Raw genomic sequence first — 16,471 nt, 5'->3', positions numbered from 1 at the left:
GTCTAGCGAGCCAGGGCGAGATCCCCCACGTGAGCTCGCCGAGCTGCCGTCACGAGTTCGACGATGGCGTCCGCCACCTCGTGTGCTCGTTCGAGAATCACCATGTGTCCGGCCTGCGCGATACGTACCAACCGTGCGTCGGGCAGGTGGGATGCAAGGGTTTCCGAGTGTCGCATCGGCGTCATCAGGTCGTCCGAACCGCACAGCACCAGCGTGGGAATCGAGGCCAGCGCGGCCAGACCGGCCACCTCGTCGAGTCCGCGGAACGCGCCGAGGAAGCCGGCCATCGTCACGATGGACGTGTCGCCGAGCATCGCCGTCGCCAGCGTGACCACCCGCGGGCTGACTTTGTGGGAGCCGCATCCCGCCGTCCTGACGATGGGCGCGCACACCCCGCGACTGAGCCTCTTGGCACCCGACATCAATCGAGGGGCCCGTCGAACAGCTGCCTGAAACGCCGACACGGCCGGATGCGCGAGGCAGCGACCGAGCCCGTCGTCGGTGATCCCGCCTGCGGACGTCGCGATCAACCCGACCCCGACGAGGCGCGAGCCGACGGCATCCGGGTACTGACGCGCGTAGGAGAGCGCCGTCATGCCGCCCATCGAGTGGCCGATCAGAACGAACGGCCCGACCGGGACGACAGCGCGGATCACGTCGGCCAGGTCCTCGCCGAGCTGATCGATGGTGCAGCTGTCGGGCGTTGCGGCACCGGATTCGCCGTGGCCGCGGTGGTCGTACAGAACGATTCGCGTGTCCTCGCCCCAGACATCCTCGACGTGGGTGCGCAGCTCGGTCCACGACTGCATCCGCAGGCAGTGTCCATGGACGAACACCACGGTCAGAGCCGCATCGGGCCGTCCGAACTCGCGCACTGCGAGCGTGGTGCCGTCCCCTGCGGCGACGGTGCTCCGGCGACCGACCAGGTGGTTCTGCTCACTCGTACTCATGTGCGCTCCGCGGTGTCAGGGTCACGTGACGCGACGTGGATGTTGTCCGGTACGTCGCTCGGACGACACGCCGTGTTACCTGAGTCACATTCTTCTCGATTGTGGTAGCCGATCCGACCAAGCCGAACGGTCGGCTGCCTCGAAGTACTGGTGAGCGTTCAGGTGAGGGCGCGCGTTGCCAAGAAGGAGATCGGCCATGAGCACTTCCATGGACACGCTCGAAGACGTCGTACCGCGGGCCGTCGCGGGTGACCGCGCCGCACTCGAACGCGTACTGGTGTTGATCCAGCCTCCGATTCGCCGCTACTGCGCCTCTCGGATCGGCAATCTCGATGTCGCGGCCGACGACGTGGTGCAGGACGTCTGCCTCGCTCTGGTCACCGCGATACCCAAGTACCGCGACATAGGCAAACCGTTCATGGCCTTCGTCTACGGCATCGCTGCTCACAAACTGGCCGATGCCGGCCGACGATCGGCTCTGCGGCAGACGTTCTCGACGGCCGAGCTGCCCGAGGAAGTGTCGGGTGAGGACGGTCCCGAGCAGGTCGCGCTCGGCGACGAACTCCGCTCCCATGCGCAGGCCCTGATGAACACCCTGCCCCCGAAGTACAGCAAGATCATCCTGATGCGAGTGGTGTGGGGCCTGACGGCACCGCAGACCGGCGAAGCTCTGGGAATGACGGCCGGTGCAGTGCGGGTCGCCCAGCACCGGGCGATGAACATGCTGCGCGCCGAACTGTCGAACTTCTCGCTACTGGCGGCCCGCACAGCTGCCTGACACCGCCCGGTGGATGGGCGTCCGAGACGTATGTCCGATAAGCCGGTTCGATTAACACCAGCTACATCGGCTCAAGACACGTCGGCAACCTGGCGGTTCTACGTTGTTGATCCATGACCGCCGTACAGCCAGCGCCGACAGATACCGCGCTGAAAGAGACGCTCGAGGACTACACGCTGCGCTTCGCGCCGCGTAGCTACCGTAAGTGGGGGACCGGTGTTGTCGCGACGTCCGCGCTCGGCGGTATCGCGTATCTCGCGGATTTCGCGATCGGTGCCAATATCGGAATCTCGTACGGAACCGGCAATGCACTGTGGGGCATTCTGGTGTTCGCCGTCGTCATCTTCTTGACCGGCCTTCCGCTTGCCTACTATGCGGCCCGATACAACATCGACCTCGATTTGATCACGCGTGGAAGCGGTTTCGGCTACTACGGATCGGTCGTCACCAACGTCATCTTCGCGACGTTCACGTTCATCTTCTTCGCGCTCGAAGGTTCGATCATGGCGCAGGGACTCGAATTGGGGCTGAGCATCCCGTTGCCCATCGGGTACGCGGTCTCGACCATCATGGTGATCCCGCTGGTCATCTACGGCATGAAAGCCCTTGCCAAACTTCAGGTCTGGACCACCCCGCTGTGGCTCGTCCTGATGGTGCTGCCGTTCGTGTACCTGGTGATCAGCAATCCCGACTCGGTGGGGGAGTTCTTCGCCTACGGCGGTCAGGACGGGGCCGACGGCAAGGGCGTCAACGTCGGGTCGGTGATGCTCGCCGCAGGCGTGTGTCTCTCGCTCATCGCGCAGATCGCCGAGCAGATCGACTACCTGCGTTTCATGCCGCCCAAGACTCCCGAGAATTCCCGACGCTGGTGGACGGCAGTGCTTCTCGCCGGCCCCGGCTGGGTCATCTTCGGTGCCCTCAAGCAGGTCGTCGGCCTCTTCCTCGCCGTGTACCTGATCGCCAACGTCGTCGACGGATCCAGCATTGCCAACGAGCCGGTACACCAGTTCCTGGAGATCTACGAGAACTTCATGCCGGGCTGGCTCGCGATGACCCTCGCGGTGATCCTGGTCGTCATCAGCCAGATCAAGATCAACGTGACCAACGCATATTCCGGATCGCTGGCGTGGACGAACTCCTACACTCGCCTCACCAAGACGTACCCGGGCCGCATGGTGTTCGTGCTGTTCAACCTTGCCATCGCGCTGATCCTGATGGAAGCCAACATGTTCGACTTCCTCAACAGCATCCTCGGCTTCTACGCCAACTGCGGTATCGCGTGGATCGCGGTGGTGGCGTCGGACATCGTGTTCAACAAGTACATCCTGAAGCTCTCGCCCAAGGTGCCCGAGTTCCGACGCGGCATGCTGTACAACATCAACCCGGTGGGCTTCGGATCGATGGCGGTGTCGGCGATCCTGTCGATTCTGGTGTTCTTCGGGGCATTCGGGTCTGCGATCAAACCGTATTCGCCCATCGTGGCTCTCGTTCTCGCACTGGTGCTTCCGCCGATCCTGGCGGTTGCGACCAAGGGCAAGTACTACCTTCGACGCACCGATGACGGCATCGATCTGCCGATGTTCGACGAGCACGGCAACCCGTCCGACGAGCTCGTGATGTGCCACATCAGCGGCATGGAATTCGAGCGACCCGACATGATCGCGTCCAACGTGCCGGGGCCCAACGGGGAGAAGCAGTACATCAGTTCACTGTCACTGAGCACCGACAAGACGGGGGAGCACATTCTCCCGCCGCAGTGAGTGCGGCTGCGCCGCAGTGGTGTGGTTACGTGCCGCCTGGGGCACCTAACCACACCACTGCCGCAGGCACTCAGATGGTGCGCGTCAACCGATCGGCGAGCAACTTGGAGAACTTCGCCGGATCCTTCAGCTCGGTTCCCTCGGCGAGAAGTGCCGTCGCATAAAGCAATTCGGCGGTCTCGGCGAGGTGCGGATCGTCGCTGCGATCCTCGCGGGCCTTCTTCAGTCCCGTCACCAGGTCGTGGTTCGGGTTGAGTTCGAGGATGCGCTTGGAGGTCGGCACGAACTGGCCCGAGGCCTTGTACATCTTCTCGAGCTGCGGGGAGAAGCTGAACTCGTCGCCGACGACGCAGGCCGGTGACGTCGTCAGGCGCGTCGACAGACGTACCTCCTTGACGTCCTCGCCGAGCGTTTCGGTCAGCCAGGTGAGCAGATCGGCGAATTCCTTGTCCTGCTCCTCGCGCTTGGCCTCGGACTCCTTCTTCTCCTCTTCGGTGTCGAGGTCCACCTCGCCCTTGGCGATGGACTGGAACGACTTTCCGTCGAAGTCGGTCACGTTGCCGACCCACACCTCGTCGACCGAATCGGTGAGCAGCAGCACCTCGAGCCCGCGAGCCTTGAACGCCTCCATGTGCGGCGAGCTCTCGATCTGCTGACGCGATTCGCCCGTCATGTAGTAGATCTGCTGCTGGCCGTCCTTCATCCGGTCCACGTACTCGGCGAGGGTCGTCAGACCCTCTTCGGGGTGGGTGGACGCGAACGACGAGATGCCCAACAGGGTTTCGCGGTTGTCGGAGTCGGAGATCAGGCCTTCCTTGAGGACCGTGCCGAACTGCGACCACAGCGTCTTGTACTTGTCGGGCTGCTCGCTCTGCAGCTCCTTGACGGTCGAGAGCACCTTCTTGGTCAGGCGACGACGGATCGCGCGGATCTGCCGGTCCTGCTGCAGGATCTCGCGAGAAACGTTGAGCGAGAGGTCCGCTGCGTCCACGACACCCTTGACGAAGCGCAGGTACTCGGGCAGCAGTTCCTGCGAGTCGTCCATGATGAACACGCGCTTGACGTACAGATGTACGCCGGCCTTGCTCTCGCGCATGAACAGGTCGAACGGTGCCTGCGACGGAATGAACAGCAGCGCTTGGTACTCGAACGTGCCCTCGGCCTTGAACGGGATGACCTCGAGCGGCTCGTCCCAGGCATGGCTGACGTGCTTGTAGAACTCCTTGTACTCCTCCTCGGACACCTCGTCCTTGGAGCGGGTCCACAGCGCCTTCTGCGAGTTGATCGTTTCCGTCTCGATCGTGACGGTGTCCTCGCCGCCTTCCTCTTCGCTCTCGACGCGCTTCTCGACGTCGATGCGAATGGGCCAGGCGATGAAGTCGGAGTACTTCTTGACCAGTTCCTTGATCTTGCGCTCGGACGCGTAGTCGTGGAGGTGGTCTTCCTCGTCGGCCGGCTTGAGAGCCAGCGTGACCGAGGAACCCTGCGGGGCGTCGTCGACGTCGGTGATCTCGTAGGTGCCCTCGCCGGTGGATTCCCACTTGGTGGCGGTGCTCTCGCCGGCCTTGCGGGTGAGCAGCGTGACCTTCTCGGCCACCATGAACGTCGAGTAGAAGCCGATGCCGAACTGGCCGATCAGTTCCTCGGAGGCCGCTGCGTCCTTGGCTTCCTTGAGCTTCTTGCGGACCTCGGCGGTGCCGGACTTGGCGAGTGTGCCGATGAGGTCGATGACCTCCGAGCGCGACATGCCGATGCCGTTGTCCCGGATGGTGAGGGTACGAGCGGAGGAGTCGATGTCGATCTCGATGTGCAGATCCGAGACGTCGACGTCCAGATCCTTGTTGCGGTACGACTCCAGGCGCAGCTTGTCCAGCGCGTCCGAGGAGTTCGAGATCAGTTCACGGAGAAAGCTGTCCTTGTTGGAGTAGATGGAGTGCACCATCAGATCCAGGAGCTGACGCGTCTCCGCCTGGAATTCGAGCTGTTCGGTACTCAATGTCTCCCCTTCTAGCAGCAAAACCGACGCAAATATTCTACGGCAAGGCTACGGGTGAGCTGCGAAGACGTCGGCGCCGCCTACTGTGGTGCCCGTGACGAAGACGAAGTTGGCAGCAGGAGCAACCGCAGCGTTGGGCGGGGCATGGTTGGCGCGTGCGCTGTGGGGGCTTCCGTCGGCCATCGGTGCCAGGAGAGTGCACATCACTCCGTACGCGGCCGGGTCTCCGCGCTACCGCGACCGCCGATTCCACAACTCCGACCCCAGTTCCAGTTACGTCCCGGGCCGCGGCGAGAAGGGGCAGAAGAACATGCTCGTCTCGCTGTTCACCGAGCGAGGTAAGGGCAGGCCGCAGCGGCCGATCCCACTGGCACCGCCGATCGCGCCGGTGGACGCGGGCGAGCTGGCGGTCACCTGGTACGGACATTCGAGTGTGCTCGTCGAGGTCGACGGCTATCGCGTTCTTGCCGATCCGGTGTGGAGCAATCGCGTGTCCCCGTCCTCGGTGGTGGGCCCGGCCCGGCTGCATCCGACGCCGGTCGACCTGACGGACCTACCTCGGGTCGACGCCATCGTGATCTCCCACGATCATTACGACCATCTCGACAAGGCGACGGTGCAGAAGCTGGCGAGCACGCAGTCGGCTCCTTTCGTCGTGCCTCTGGGCATCGGCGCGCACCTGCGCAAGTGGCGGGTTCCGGGTGAGCGCATCATCGAACTCGATTGGGACGAGCAGACGGCGATCGGTGGCCTCACCGTCACGTGTACCGAGGCTCGTCACTTCTCCGGCCGCGGCCTGACTCGCGATTCGACGCAGTGGGCGTCCTGGGCGTTCGCCGGTCCGGTGCGGCGTGTCTTCTTCGGCGGCGACACCGGTTACACACCGAAGTTCGCCGAGATCGGCAGCAAGTACGGACCCTTCGACCTGACGCTTCTTCCGGTCGGGGCCTACGACGTGCGCTGGCCGGACATTCACATGAATCCCGAGGAGGCTGTCACGGCGCACGTCGATCTGACGCCGTCGGGAATCTTCGTGCCGATCCACTGGGCAACGTTCAACCTGGCGTTCCATCCGTGGTCCGAACCGATCGTGCGGCTGCACGCCGCCGCGCAGGACGTGGGTGTGCAGGTTGCGGTACCGATGCCGGGTCAACGCATCGACGGTACGAGGGCCCTGCACGACGATCGCTGGTGGACCCGTCTGGGCTGAGGCCGCACTAAGCTGCACTCATGTCTATCGACGCCGATGCACAGCGGGACACCGGGCTGACCGAGGCGGAGGTCGCCGCACTGCGGGCCGAGGGGAAATCGAACGACGTTCCCGCTCGTGCTTCACGTTCGGTTCGCGACATCGTCCGGGGCAATGTGTTCACCCGAATCAACGCGATTCTCGGTGTGCTGCTGATCATCGTGCTTTCGACGGGCTCGGTGATCGATGGCATGTTCGGGCTGTTGATCGTCGCGAACAGTGGCATCGGAATCATTCAGGAGATCCGCGCGAAGCGCACGCTGGATCGGCTGGCCATCGTCGGTCAGAACAAGCCGCAGGTGCGACGTGACGGTGTCTCGCAACAGATTCCGCCCGACGAGGTCGTCCTCGGTGACATCGTCGAACTCGGACCGGGTGATCAGATCGTCGTCGACGGCGAGGTCATCGAGACGGCAAGCTTGGAGATCGACGAGTCGCTGCTCACCGGTGAGGCCGATACGGTGCACAAACTCGAAGCAGCGCAGGTACTTTCGGGCAGCTTCGTCGTCTCGGGCAGCGGGGCCTACCGGGCGACGAAGGTCGGACGCGACGCCTATGCGGCCAAGCTTGCCGAAGAGGCCAGCAAGTTCACCCTGGTCAAGTCCGAGCTGCGCAGTGGTATCGACAAAATCCTGAAATTCATCACGTACCTGATGATTCCGGCCGGGGCGCTGATCATCTACAACCAGTTGTTCTCCAGCGGGCAGGCTTTGAAGCCGGCCTTGAACGGTATGGTCGCGGCGCTGGTCCCGATGGTCCCCGAGGGTCTGGTGCTGATGACGTCGATCGCGTTCGCGGTGGGTGTCATCAGGCTCGGGCAACGGCAGTGCCTGGTGCAGGAGTTGCCTGCCATCGAGGGGCTCGCGCGCGTCGACGTGGTGTGCGCCGACAAGACCGGCACTCTCACCGAGAACGGCATGCGGCTCTCGGAATTGGTGTTGATCGACGAGCGCGACTCCGACTCGGTGACAAGAGTATTGGCGTCTCTGGCGCACGACGACCCGCGGCCCAATGCCAGTGTGCAGGCCGTAGCCGAGGCGTACCCCGACGCGCCGGGGTGGACGCAGAGCGCGGTGGCTCCGTTCTCCTCGGCCAAGAAGTGGAGCGGTCTGTCGTACGGCGAGCACGGTAACTGGCTGCTCGGTGCCCCGGACGTGTTGCTCGACCCGACCTCGGAGACCGCTCGACAGGCCGAAGATGCCGGCTCCAAGGGTCTGCGGGTACTGCTGCTCGCCAGCAGTGACCTCGCCGTCGACGACACCGCGGCACCGGGAGTCGTCACCCCGCGGGCTCTGGTGATTCTCGAGCAGAAGGTGCGCGAGGACGCCCGAGACACGTTGGAGTACTTCGCAAGTCAGCACGTTCAGGTCAAGGTCATTTCCGGGGACAACGCCGTGTCGGTCGGCGCGGTCGCCGGTTCGCTCGGACTTCCCGGTGGCGACGCCCCGATCGACGCACGTGACCTGCCCGAGGATTCCGAGCAACTGGCCGACTCCGTGCAGAACTCGACGACGTTCGGCCGCGTTCGGCCGGACCAGAAGCGTGCGATGGTGGGCGCGTTGCAGTCTCGAGGTCATACCGTTGCGATGACCGGTGACGGCGTCAACGATGTGCTCGCACTGAAAGACGCCGATATCGGTGTCTCGATGGGCTCGGGTAGTGCGGCCACGCGTGCCGTCGCGCAGATCGTGTTGTTGGACAACAAGTTCGCCACGCTGCCCTACGTGGTGGGGGAGGGGCGACGCGTCATCGGCAACATCGAGCGAGTCTCCAATCTGTTCCTCACCAAGACCGTGTACTCGGTGTTGCTGGCGTTTCTCATCGGGCTCTCGGGAGTGCTGTCGCAGGTCTTTCATTTCGAGCCGATTCCGTATCCCTTCCTGCCGAGGCACGTGACCATCGCCGCGTGGTTCACCATCGGCATTCCGGCGTTCGTGCTCTCGCTGGCCCCGAACAACGAACGGGCACGCAGCGGGTTCGTCTCGCGGGTGATGCGGTTGGCCGTTCCGTCCGGGTTGATCGTCGGCTCGTGCACGTTCGTGTCGTATCTGCTGGCCTACGCGGGTCCGAACGCCACCGAGACACAGGTGACCCAGGCGAGCACCACCGCACTGATCACGTTGATCATGATCGCGCTGTGGGTCCTGGCCGTCGTAGCGCGGCCGTACACCTGGTGGAAGGTGGTGCTGCTCGCGGGATCCGTCGGCGGATACCTGCTGTTGTTCGCAATCCCGTTCTGCCGCACCTTCTTCAAGCTCGATCCCTCGAACGTCGGTGCCACCTCGAGCGCGTTGATCATCGGCGCTGTCGGTATCGCACTCGTCGAGATTGCCCACCGATTCGGATCGGTACTGCGCAACCGGCAGGAGCGAACGTAAACTGCAGGTGTTCCGTTTCACCCGACTGGCAGGAGAGTTTCATGGGCTTCGCAGACAATTTGAAGGGCATGGTCGACAAGGGCAAGAACCTTGCGGCAGAGAACGCGGACAAGATCGACGACGTCGTGGAGAAGGCCGGGGACTTCATCGACAACAAGACCGGCGGTAAGTACGCGGACAAGATCGACAAGGCGCAGGAAGCCGCCAAGAAGGCAATTCCGGACAAGTAGGTCGATTCGGACCGTCCACCCGGTGTTCGGGTCGTCGGTGGTGCCGTAGGGCGCTGCGGGCGGCAGAATCGGGCGGGTGGACGGACCGGTACTTCTTCTCGTTGTCATCTTCGCGATCGCGGTCGCGGGATTCGCCAAGCGTCTGGACCTGCAGGTCCCGCTCGTTCTGGTGACCGTCGGATCCATCGCATCGTTCGTGCCCGGCGTGCCGCACATCAGTCTCTCGCCCCAGCTCATCCTCGGTGTCGTGCTGCCGCCGTTGCTGTATTCCGCGGCGCTGAACTACTCCTTCGTCAGTTTTCGCCGCAATTTCGGCCAGATCCTGCGCCTCGGTCTGGTGATGGTGATCGTGACGACCGTGGCCGTCGGGTACTTCGCCAACCTGCTCGTTCCCGAGCTGACTCTGGGTGCGGCCCTTGTGCTCGGTGCCGTCGTGGCCCCACCCGACGCGGTCTCTGCGATCGCCGTCGGCCGCAAGCTCGGCCTGCCCGCGAGAATGATGGCCATCCTCACCGGGGAGAGCCTGGTGAACGACGCGGCTGCGTTGACCCTGTTCACCTTGACCGTTGCGTCGGTGACGGGCAGTCGCATCGAACTCGGCTCACCGGTCCTGTTCTTTCTGTACGAGATCGTCGGCGGCGTGCTGGTCGGATTCGTCCTCTCGCGCATCGTTCGTTTCGTGCGAAACCGGATCGCCGATTCGGCACTCGAGACGGTGCTCGGACTCGTCCTGCCGTTCGCGGCCTATCTGGCAGCGGAAGAGATTCACGCGTCCGGCGTGTTGGCCGTCGTCACCGCGGGGTTCGTACTGGGCCGTGTCACGGCCGACGTGTCGGTCTCGACCCGGGTGCAGGAGCGCCAGGTGTGGCCCACGGTGGACCTGCTGCTGGAAGCATTCGTGTTCGCGTACATGGGTTTACAGCTGAAGTTTGTCATCTCCGAGGTGCAGCGCGAGGGTCTTCCGGTGCATCACATCTTCGGGTACGCGCTGCTGGTGCTGCTCGTGGTCATCGTCGTTCGTCCGGCCTGGATCTTCTTCAACTCGGGGAGAAACCTGCTCTTTCGCACGGTGTTTCGCCGCGAGGGGGTGGCCGACGGCCTGACGTGGCAGCAGAACCTGGTGCTGTCGTGGGCCGGGATGCGCGGGGTGGTGACTCTCGCCGCAGCCGCGGGTGTTCCGTTCACCACCGTTCTCGGCGACGAATTTCCCGGGCGGGCGGTGATTCAAGCCGTCGCGTTCGTCGTCGCAGTCGGAACGTTGCTGCTGCAGGGCCTGACGCTCCCGCTCCTTATTCGGCGGTTGGACGTCGCCGATCCACTCGAGCAGCAACGCAACGACAACCAACGATTGCTCTCGCAGGCCATCGCCCGCACGGCTGCCGAGACCTACCTCGAGCGGGCCGCGAAGGACGGCATCTCCGGCGTCGACAGTGACCGGGTAGCCGAGGTGATCGCGCGCGTGCGGCGGTCGGTGCGAGCCCGGATGGACGCGGACGAGACCGAGGACCGGGAGAAGCGAATCGCGGCGGCCGGCGCGCTGTTCGACACCCTGCGGCACAATGTCCTGGTCGCGCAGCGGGCCGCACTGATCGCCGCCCGCGACTCGGGGGAGTTGGACGACGAAGCCCTACGCGCAGTGTTGAATGGTCTGGACGTGGAAGAGATCGCGGCCGAGGCACGCATCGAACGACGCACGACGTAGACGACGAACACAGTGGGAGCGCTGAGACAGTGAGGTCGACCGGACTGGTGGCCGCCGCGGCACTCGTGTTCGCCCTCGCCGCGTGCAGTTCGCCTGCCGTGCCTCCCGTGGCTCCGGCACCCACGTCGAATCCGGCACCCGAGGGCTCCGACCGCGGGTCGATCGTGTCGTCGATGCCGCTCGGTCAGGTCGACATCGGTGTCGCCTTCCTGGGTGGATCCGCCACGAAGATCGTCTACCGCACCACCGACGGCGTCACCGGAGGCGGAACCGAGACATCGGCAACCGTGTTCGTGCCCAAGGGTTCTGCGCCTGCCGGTGGCTGGCCGATCGTCTCGGTCGGGCACGGTACCACCGGTGTCACCGACGAGTGTGCGCCCTCGCTGTATCCGAACCTGTTGGGCACCATCGGCCTGGTGACGCCCTTCCTCGAGCGCGGCACCGTCGTGGTGGTGACGGATTACCAGGGTCTGGGGACTCCGGGAGATCCGGCGTATCTGAACATCGATGCTGCGGCCTACGACGTCATCGATGCCGTGCGCGCCGCGCGTACCGTGGTGCCCGACGTCGGAACCCGATGGGGCGCCATCGGCACTTCTCAAGGGGGACAAGCAGTCTGGGCCGCTGCCGAGCGTAATGCGGAGTACGGCGAGGGTTTGGAACTGGTCGGAGTCGCCGCGCTGTCGCCTGCAGCCGATCTGACGCGGTACTTCGCAGCCGACACCGAACAGACCCTGTCCCGTCAGTTGCTGGTGCCGTTTCTCTACGAGGGTCTGCACGTCACGGATCCGAGCGTCGAGCGCTCGGATTACATCCGCGGCACCTTTGCCGACAACGTGACCGCGCTGACGGCGTGCAGCGATCTGCTCGGTTTCTCCAAGGCCGACGCGGGTGCCGTCATCGATCCGGCCGATGCCGTCCCGGCCGATGACCGGGCCGCGAATCGTATGACGGACTGGCTCCGATCGGTGGCGCTGCCGACGTCCCGCACCGATGTTCCGCTGTTCGTTCTGGTCGGCGAGCGCGACGACCTGATCGATCCGCAGTGGACTCGCGACGCCGTAGCGAAAGCCTGCGGACTCGGCGACGACGTGGAACTGCGTGCGGAACCCGAGCAGGGGCACGCGGATCTGGCCGCCAACGCGATCGGCGTCGACTGGCTCGTCGAGCGTTTCCTGAACGTGCCCAACTCGACCACCTGCGCACGATGACCGCGGCACTGGCGTGGATGGCGGTGATCGTGGCGGCGATCGTCACCGCCATCGCGCTGATCAGCCTGCGTGGGCGACGCGATCTGACCACCCCGGAGGAGCGCGCGGTTCACGCCACCCTGCATACCGCGTCGTTGGCGGCGAAGCCGCTGCGGAACGGTCTCGACGCCCGCTCGGCTGCCGCCGCTGCTCCCCATCTTCGGGTCCTGACCGGGGCGGATGCATTGGGTATCTGCGATCCGAGTGCGTCGCTGCTCGCCTGGGACGGGCCGTGGCCGGAGTTGACGCCGGCGTTCGTGGAGGCGGCCAGACGCGCCGTCGACGGGCAGCGCCGCGTGCTCGTGAGGCTTCCGCTCGGCTCGATTCACGAGGTCAAAGCGCTGGTGGTGCAGCCGTTGATCGACGAGGATTCGCCGGTGGCGGGGGTGCTCGGTGCCGCGGTGGTGGCCGAACCAGGGCCGGGCATGCTCGGGGCCATCGCCGAGGTCGCGCGCTACGCGTTCGGTCAGATCGAACTCGCCGAACTGGACGCATCGCGGGCGCGGTTGGACCGAGCCGAGGTGCGTGCACTCCGGGCCCAGATCAGCCCGCATTTCATCTACAACGCGCTGGGCACCATCGCGTCGTTCGTCCGTACCGACCCGGATCGGGCACGGGAACTGGTGCTCGAATTCGCCGACTTCACCCGGTACTCATTCCGCAACGCCGGGGAATTCACCGTGCTCGCCGACGAACTACGCAATATCGATCGGTACCTGACGCTCGAACGGGCCCGGTTCGGCGATTCGCTGCAGGTCACCCTGCAGGTGGCTCCCGAGGTGCTCGGGGTGGCCCTGCCGTTTCTGGCGCTGCAGCCACTGGTGGAGAATGCCGTCCGGCACGGGTTGTCGGGCAAGGCCGACGGCGGTCGCGTCACGATCATCGCCGCCGACGAGGGCACCGACGCCGTGATCAGCATCGAGGACGACGGAGTGGGAATGGACCCCGAGGTACTGCGATCGGGCAGCCTGCACACCGAGGATGCGGCCCACGTCGGACTGGCGAACGTGGACGATCGGCTGCGGGCGGCCTTCGGAAACGACTACGGTCTCGTCGTGGACACCGCACCGGGAGCAGGCACGAAAGTGAGCATGCGGGTGCCCAAGTTCAGGCCGGGGGTGCGGGCATGACGCATCCAGCGAACTCTGGTTCGTCGCGCGGGCTGGTTGTGCTGGCGGTCGACGACGAGCGGCCTGCCCTGGACGAGCTGGCTTTCTTGCTGCGCGAGCAGGAGGCCGTGGCCGAGGTGTACACCGCGCAGGACGCGACTACCGCCCTGCGCCAACTCAAGCAGACCTCCGGCCAATCCGTGGTCGATGCAGTGTTCCTCGACATCAACATGCCCGGCCTCGACGGCCTCGAGCTCGCCGGAATCCTGTCGGCGTTCGCTCGGCCACCTGCGGTCGTGTTCGTCACCGCGCACGACGATCGGGCATTGGCTGCCTTCGATCTGGGCGCGGTGGACTACCTCCTCAAGCCGTTGCGCGACGACCGCTTGGCCGAGGCCGTCCGACGTGTTCTGCTCGCCCGTCGTCGGCCCGCCGAGTCGGCCGAATCGGCTGCCGACGAGGTCATTCCGGTCGAGCTCGGTGGAACCACCACGCTGGTACATCGGTCGTCGGTGGCGTGGGTGGAGGCCGACGGTGACTACGCGCGGCTGCATACCGCCACCGGTTCGCACCTGGTGCGCATTCCCATCTCGGCTCTCGAAAGCCGTTGGGCCGATGCCGGTTTCCTGAGAGTGCATCGTTCGTATCTGGTGTCGCTTCCGTTGGTCACCGGAATCAGAAGCGTCGGTTCGGGCTTGGTGGTGTGTCTGCGCGCCACCGGCGCGCTGCCGGCCTGTGAACTCCCGGTGAGCCGGCGGCACACCAGAGAACTCAAGGACCGGCTCGTGCGCGGTCCGCTGCAGTCGTGGTCGTCGCGGTGACGAGAGGTGCGCGGTGAGTCAGCCGCACCGGGAGCGGGTGGTGCTCTCGCAGCGCCGCGGCGCGCGCCTGGTGCGCACCCGCGTCGAGGTGCAGGAGCAAACCGAGGTGGGCGACGCGCTGGTGCGAAGCCTGGTGCGTGCGCAACTCCTGCTGTCGCTGCGGCTGGCGGTGATGACGTTGTCGATCCTGTTCACGATTCCCCTGCTGGGGCTGGGTCTGGCACGTGTGACCGACGTTCGGCTGCTCGGCATCGGGCTGCCGTGGGTGGTGCTGGGAGTAGCGATCTATCCGTTGCTGTTCGGCGTCGGCCGCGCGTACGTGCGCCGCGCCGAGCGTAACGAGGCCGAGTTCGTCGGCCTGGTCGAGGACTAGGCACCGGTGAACGGATCTATACCCGTCGCGACACTGATTGCGTTGATCGTGGCCGCGGTGGCCACCGTCGGCATCGGTGTCTACGGAGTTCGGTTGGCGCGCACCACCTCCGACTTCCTGGTGGCCTCGCGGACCGTCGGACCGCGGTGGAACGCCGCGGCTATCTCGGGCGAATACCTTTCTGCCGCATCGTTTCTCGGTGTCGCGGGGCTCATTGCCAAGTACGGTGCCGATGCGCTCTGGTATCCCGTCGGCTTCACTGCAGGTTATCTCGGTCTACTGCTGTTCGTCGCCGCCCCACTGCGCAGGAGCGGTGCGTACACGGTGCCCGACTTCGTCGAATTCCGGCTCGGCGCACCATGGTTGCGTACCGTGGCCATGCTCGTGGTGGTGGTGATCTGCGCGCTGTATCTGGTGCCGCAGTTCCAGGGTGCAGGCCTGACGCTGAACATCCTTCTCGGAGTGCCGGGCTGGGTGGGAGCACTCGCGGTCGGTCTGATCGTCATCGCGAACGTCGTCGGCGGTGGAATGCGCTCGATCACCTTCGTGCAGGCGTTCCAGTACTGGCTCAAGCTCACCGCGATCGCCATCCCTGCGCTGGTGCTGACCGTGCACTTCGTCGCCGACGACCGCAGCGTCGGTAGCGCGGCCCCGCCGACCGTCGCCGAGCAGACCCGGGTCGACATCACCACCGACGTGCTCGTGCAGGTCGACTCGCCGATCGTGGTGTCCGTGACAGGAACCCTGGACGAGCAGAGCGTCGACGGACGGGTGAATCTCGATGCAGGCGAACACCGGCTCGGGTCCGGGACACTGCTCACCCTCGACGCGGGCTCGCCGGTTCCGGTGGTCGCCGGCGCACCGACCACCGACCGCGCCTGGGCGATGCCCGGCGGGGGACTGGGCGGTCAGCACCCGCTCTACCAGGTGTATTCACTGATCCTGGCCACGTTCCTCGGCACCCTCGGGCTGCCGCACGTGCTGGTGCGGTTCTACACCAACCCCGACGGCCGAGCCGCGCGATTGACCTCGCTGACCGTGCTGGCGCTGCTCGGCACGTTCTATCTGTTCCCGACGGTCCTCGGAGTGTTCGCCCGGCTCTACGTGCCGCAACTGCTGATCACCGGTGCCTCCGACGCCGCAGTGTTGCTGCTGCCCGGCTCCGTGCTGTCGGGGGTACCCGGCCAGTTGCTGGCCGCACTCGTCGCCGCCGGTGCCATCGCCGCCTTCCTGTCCACGTCGTCCGGCCTGCTGGTCAGCATCGCGGGTGTCCTGAGCACCGACGTGCTCTCGGGCAAGGTCCGAGACTTCCGTGTCGCGGCCGTCCTTGCCGGCGCAGTGCCACTTGCACTGTCGATCGGCGTTGTCTCACTGGATCTCTCGCGTACCGTCGGGCTCGTGTTCGCCGTCGCCGCGTCCACGCTGTGTCCGCTGCTCGTGCTCGGCATCTGGTGGCGCGGACTCACCGCAGCAGGAGCCGCGGCCGGGCTGTTCCTCGGCGGCGGACTGTCCCTCGTCGCCGCGTCGATCTCCGTCGTCACCCCCATCTCCGACGGCGTCCTCGGGGGCTGGGCGGCAGCGATACTCGGCTACCCGGCCGCGGTCAGCGTTCCCGTGGCCTTCGCCGCGATGATCGTCGTCAGCCTCGCCACCCGGCGAACGGTGCCATCGGACATCTCCCGAATCTTCGCCCGACTGCACCTGCCCGAAGGCCTCGACATGGGCAAAGACCGAGAGCGCGAGCTGTAACGAGAGAAGGCCGTTCGTCGGGTCTGCGCTACCGCTCGTCGCACACTCCCGCAGCCCGTCGTGTGATCGACGCCACCCCCTGATGTTGTGACCTGACTCTCACTACTGTTCCGAGTCAGCTACAGC

At 65.4% G+C, this 16,471-nt stretch carries 13 protein-coding genes; 11 read left to right on the top strand and 2 right to left on the bottom strand.

What is annotated here, in order from left to right; translation table 11 throughout:
- Positions 1 to 2: 2 nt before the first annotated feature.
- On the bottom strand, positions 3 to 950 hold the full coding sequence (locus CH266_RS06215) for an alpha/beta fold hydrolase (RefSeq protein ID WP_032385719.1): 948 nt from the start codon (positions 948 to 950) through the stop codon (positions 3 to 5).
- A gap of 196 nt (positions 951 to 1,146) precedes the next feature.
- Between CH266_RS06215 and shbA the strand changes: the two genes are divergently transcribed.
- Both shbA and CH266_RS06205 read left to right on the top strand, forming a co-directional pair.
- Positions 1,147 to 1,728, top strand: coding sequence for an RNA polymerase sigma factor ShbA (shbA, locus tag CH266_RS06210; RefSeq protein ID WP_094714954.1), 582 nt, complete (start codon positions 1,147 to 1,149; stop codon positions 1,726 to 1,728).
- 113 nt (positions 1,729 to 1,841) lie between these two features.
- Positions 1,842 to 3,488 (top strand): purine-cytosine permease family protein, encoded by a 1,647-nt coding sequence (locus CH266_RS06205; RefSeq protein ID WP_032407620.1) that lies wholly within the window; start codon positions 1,842 to 1,844, stop codon positions 3,486 to 3,488.
- 70 nt (positions 3,489 to 3,558) lie between these two features.
- On the opposite strand, the gene htpG is transcribed toward CH266_RS06205, so the two are convergent.
- On the bottom strand, positions 3,559 to 5,484 hold the full coding sequence (htpG, locus tag CH266_RS06200) for a molecular chaperone HtpG (RefSeq protein WP_094714953.1): 1,926 nt from the start codon (positions 5,482 to 5,484) through the stop codon (positions 3,559 to 3,561).
- Between the two features lie 94 nt (positions 5,485 to 5,578).
- Between htpG and CH266_RS06195 the strand changes: the two genes are divergently transcribed.
- The 9 genes from CH266_RS06195 to CH266_RS06155 all read left to right on the top strand — a co-directional run bounded on the left by CH266_RS06195 (position 5,579) and on the right by CH266_RS06155 (position 16,345).
- On the top strand, positions 5,579 to 6,694 hold the full coding sequence (locus CH266_RS06195; protein WP_094714996.1) for an MBL fold metallo-hydrolase: 1,116 nt from the start codon (positions 5,579 to 5,581) through the stop codon (positions 6,692 to 6,694).
- Positions 6,695 to 6,714: 20 nt separating this feature from the next.
- On the top strand, positions 6,715 to 9,111 hold the full coding sequence (locus CH266_RS06190) for an HAD-IC family P-type ATPase (protein WP_094714952.1): 2,397 nt from the start codon (positions 6,715 to 6,717) through the stop codon (positions 9,109 to 9,111).
- 41 nt (positions 9,112 to 9,152) lie between these two features.
- Positions 9,153 to 9,341, top strand: a complete 189-nt coding sequence (locus CH266_RS06185; protein WP_032371276.1) for an antitoxin — start codon at positions 9,153 to 9,155, stop codon at positions 9,339 to 9,341.
- Between the two features lie 76 nt (positions 9,342 to 9,417).
- Complete coding sequence (locus CH266_RS06180) at positions 9,418 to 11,043, top strand: Na+/H+ antiporter (protein WP_094714951.1); 1,626 nt, start codon at positions 9,418 to 9,420, stop codon at positions 11,041 to 11,043.
- Positions 11,044 to 11,072: 29 nt separating this feature from the next.
- Positions 11,073 to 12,254, top strand: a complete 1,182-nt coding sequence (locus CH266_RS06175; protein ID WP_176457022.1) for an alpha/beta hydrolase family protein — start codon at positions 11,073 to 11,075, stop codon at positions 12,252 to 12,254.
- Positions 12,251 to 13,423 (top strand): sensor histidine kinase, encoded by a 1,173-nt coding sequence (locus CH266_RS06170; RefSeq protein WP_032407615.1) that lies wholly within the window; start codon positions 12,251 to 12,253, stop codon positions 13,421 to 13,423. Before CH266_RS06175 ends, CH266_RS06170 begins: the two co-directional genes overlap by 4 nt.
- Positions 13,420 to 14,223 carry a LytR/AlgR family response regulator transcription factor gene (locus CH266_RS06165; RefSeq protein WP_032385714.1) on the top strand — a complete coding sequence of 268 codons (804 nt, stop codon included), beginning with the start codon at positions 13,420 to 13,422 and terminating at the stop codon, positions 14,221 to 14,223. The genes CH266_RS06170 and CH266_RS06165 overlap by 4 nt, the downstream gene beginning before the upstream one ends.
- 13 nt (positions 14,224 to 14,236) lie before the next feature.
- Entirely contained in the window at positions 14,237 to 14,596 is a 360-nt protein-coding gene (locus CH266_RS06160) for a hypothetical protein (protein WP_094714950.1), read from the top strand.
- A gap of 6 nt (positions 14,597 to 14,602) precedes the next feature.
- On the top strand, positions 14,603 to 16,345 hold the full coding sequence (locus CH266_RS06155; protein WP_027495969.1) for a sodium/solute symporter: 1,743 nt from the start codon (positions 14,603 to 14,605) through the stop codon (positions 16,343 to 16,345).
- The last annotated feature ends 126 nt before the right edge of the window (positions 16,346 to 16,471 follow it).

Origin of the sequence: Rhodococcus sp. 06-1474-1B (genome assembly GCF_002258885.1) — a bacterium.
In the GTDB taxonomy this organism is placed as follows: domain Bacteria; phylum Actinomycetota; class Actinomycetes; order Mycobacteriales; family Mycobacteriaceae; genus Rhodococcoides; species Rhodococcoides fascians.
This window is presented reverse-complemented; position numbering and strand designations above follow the sequence as displayed.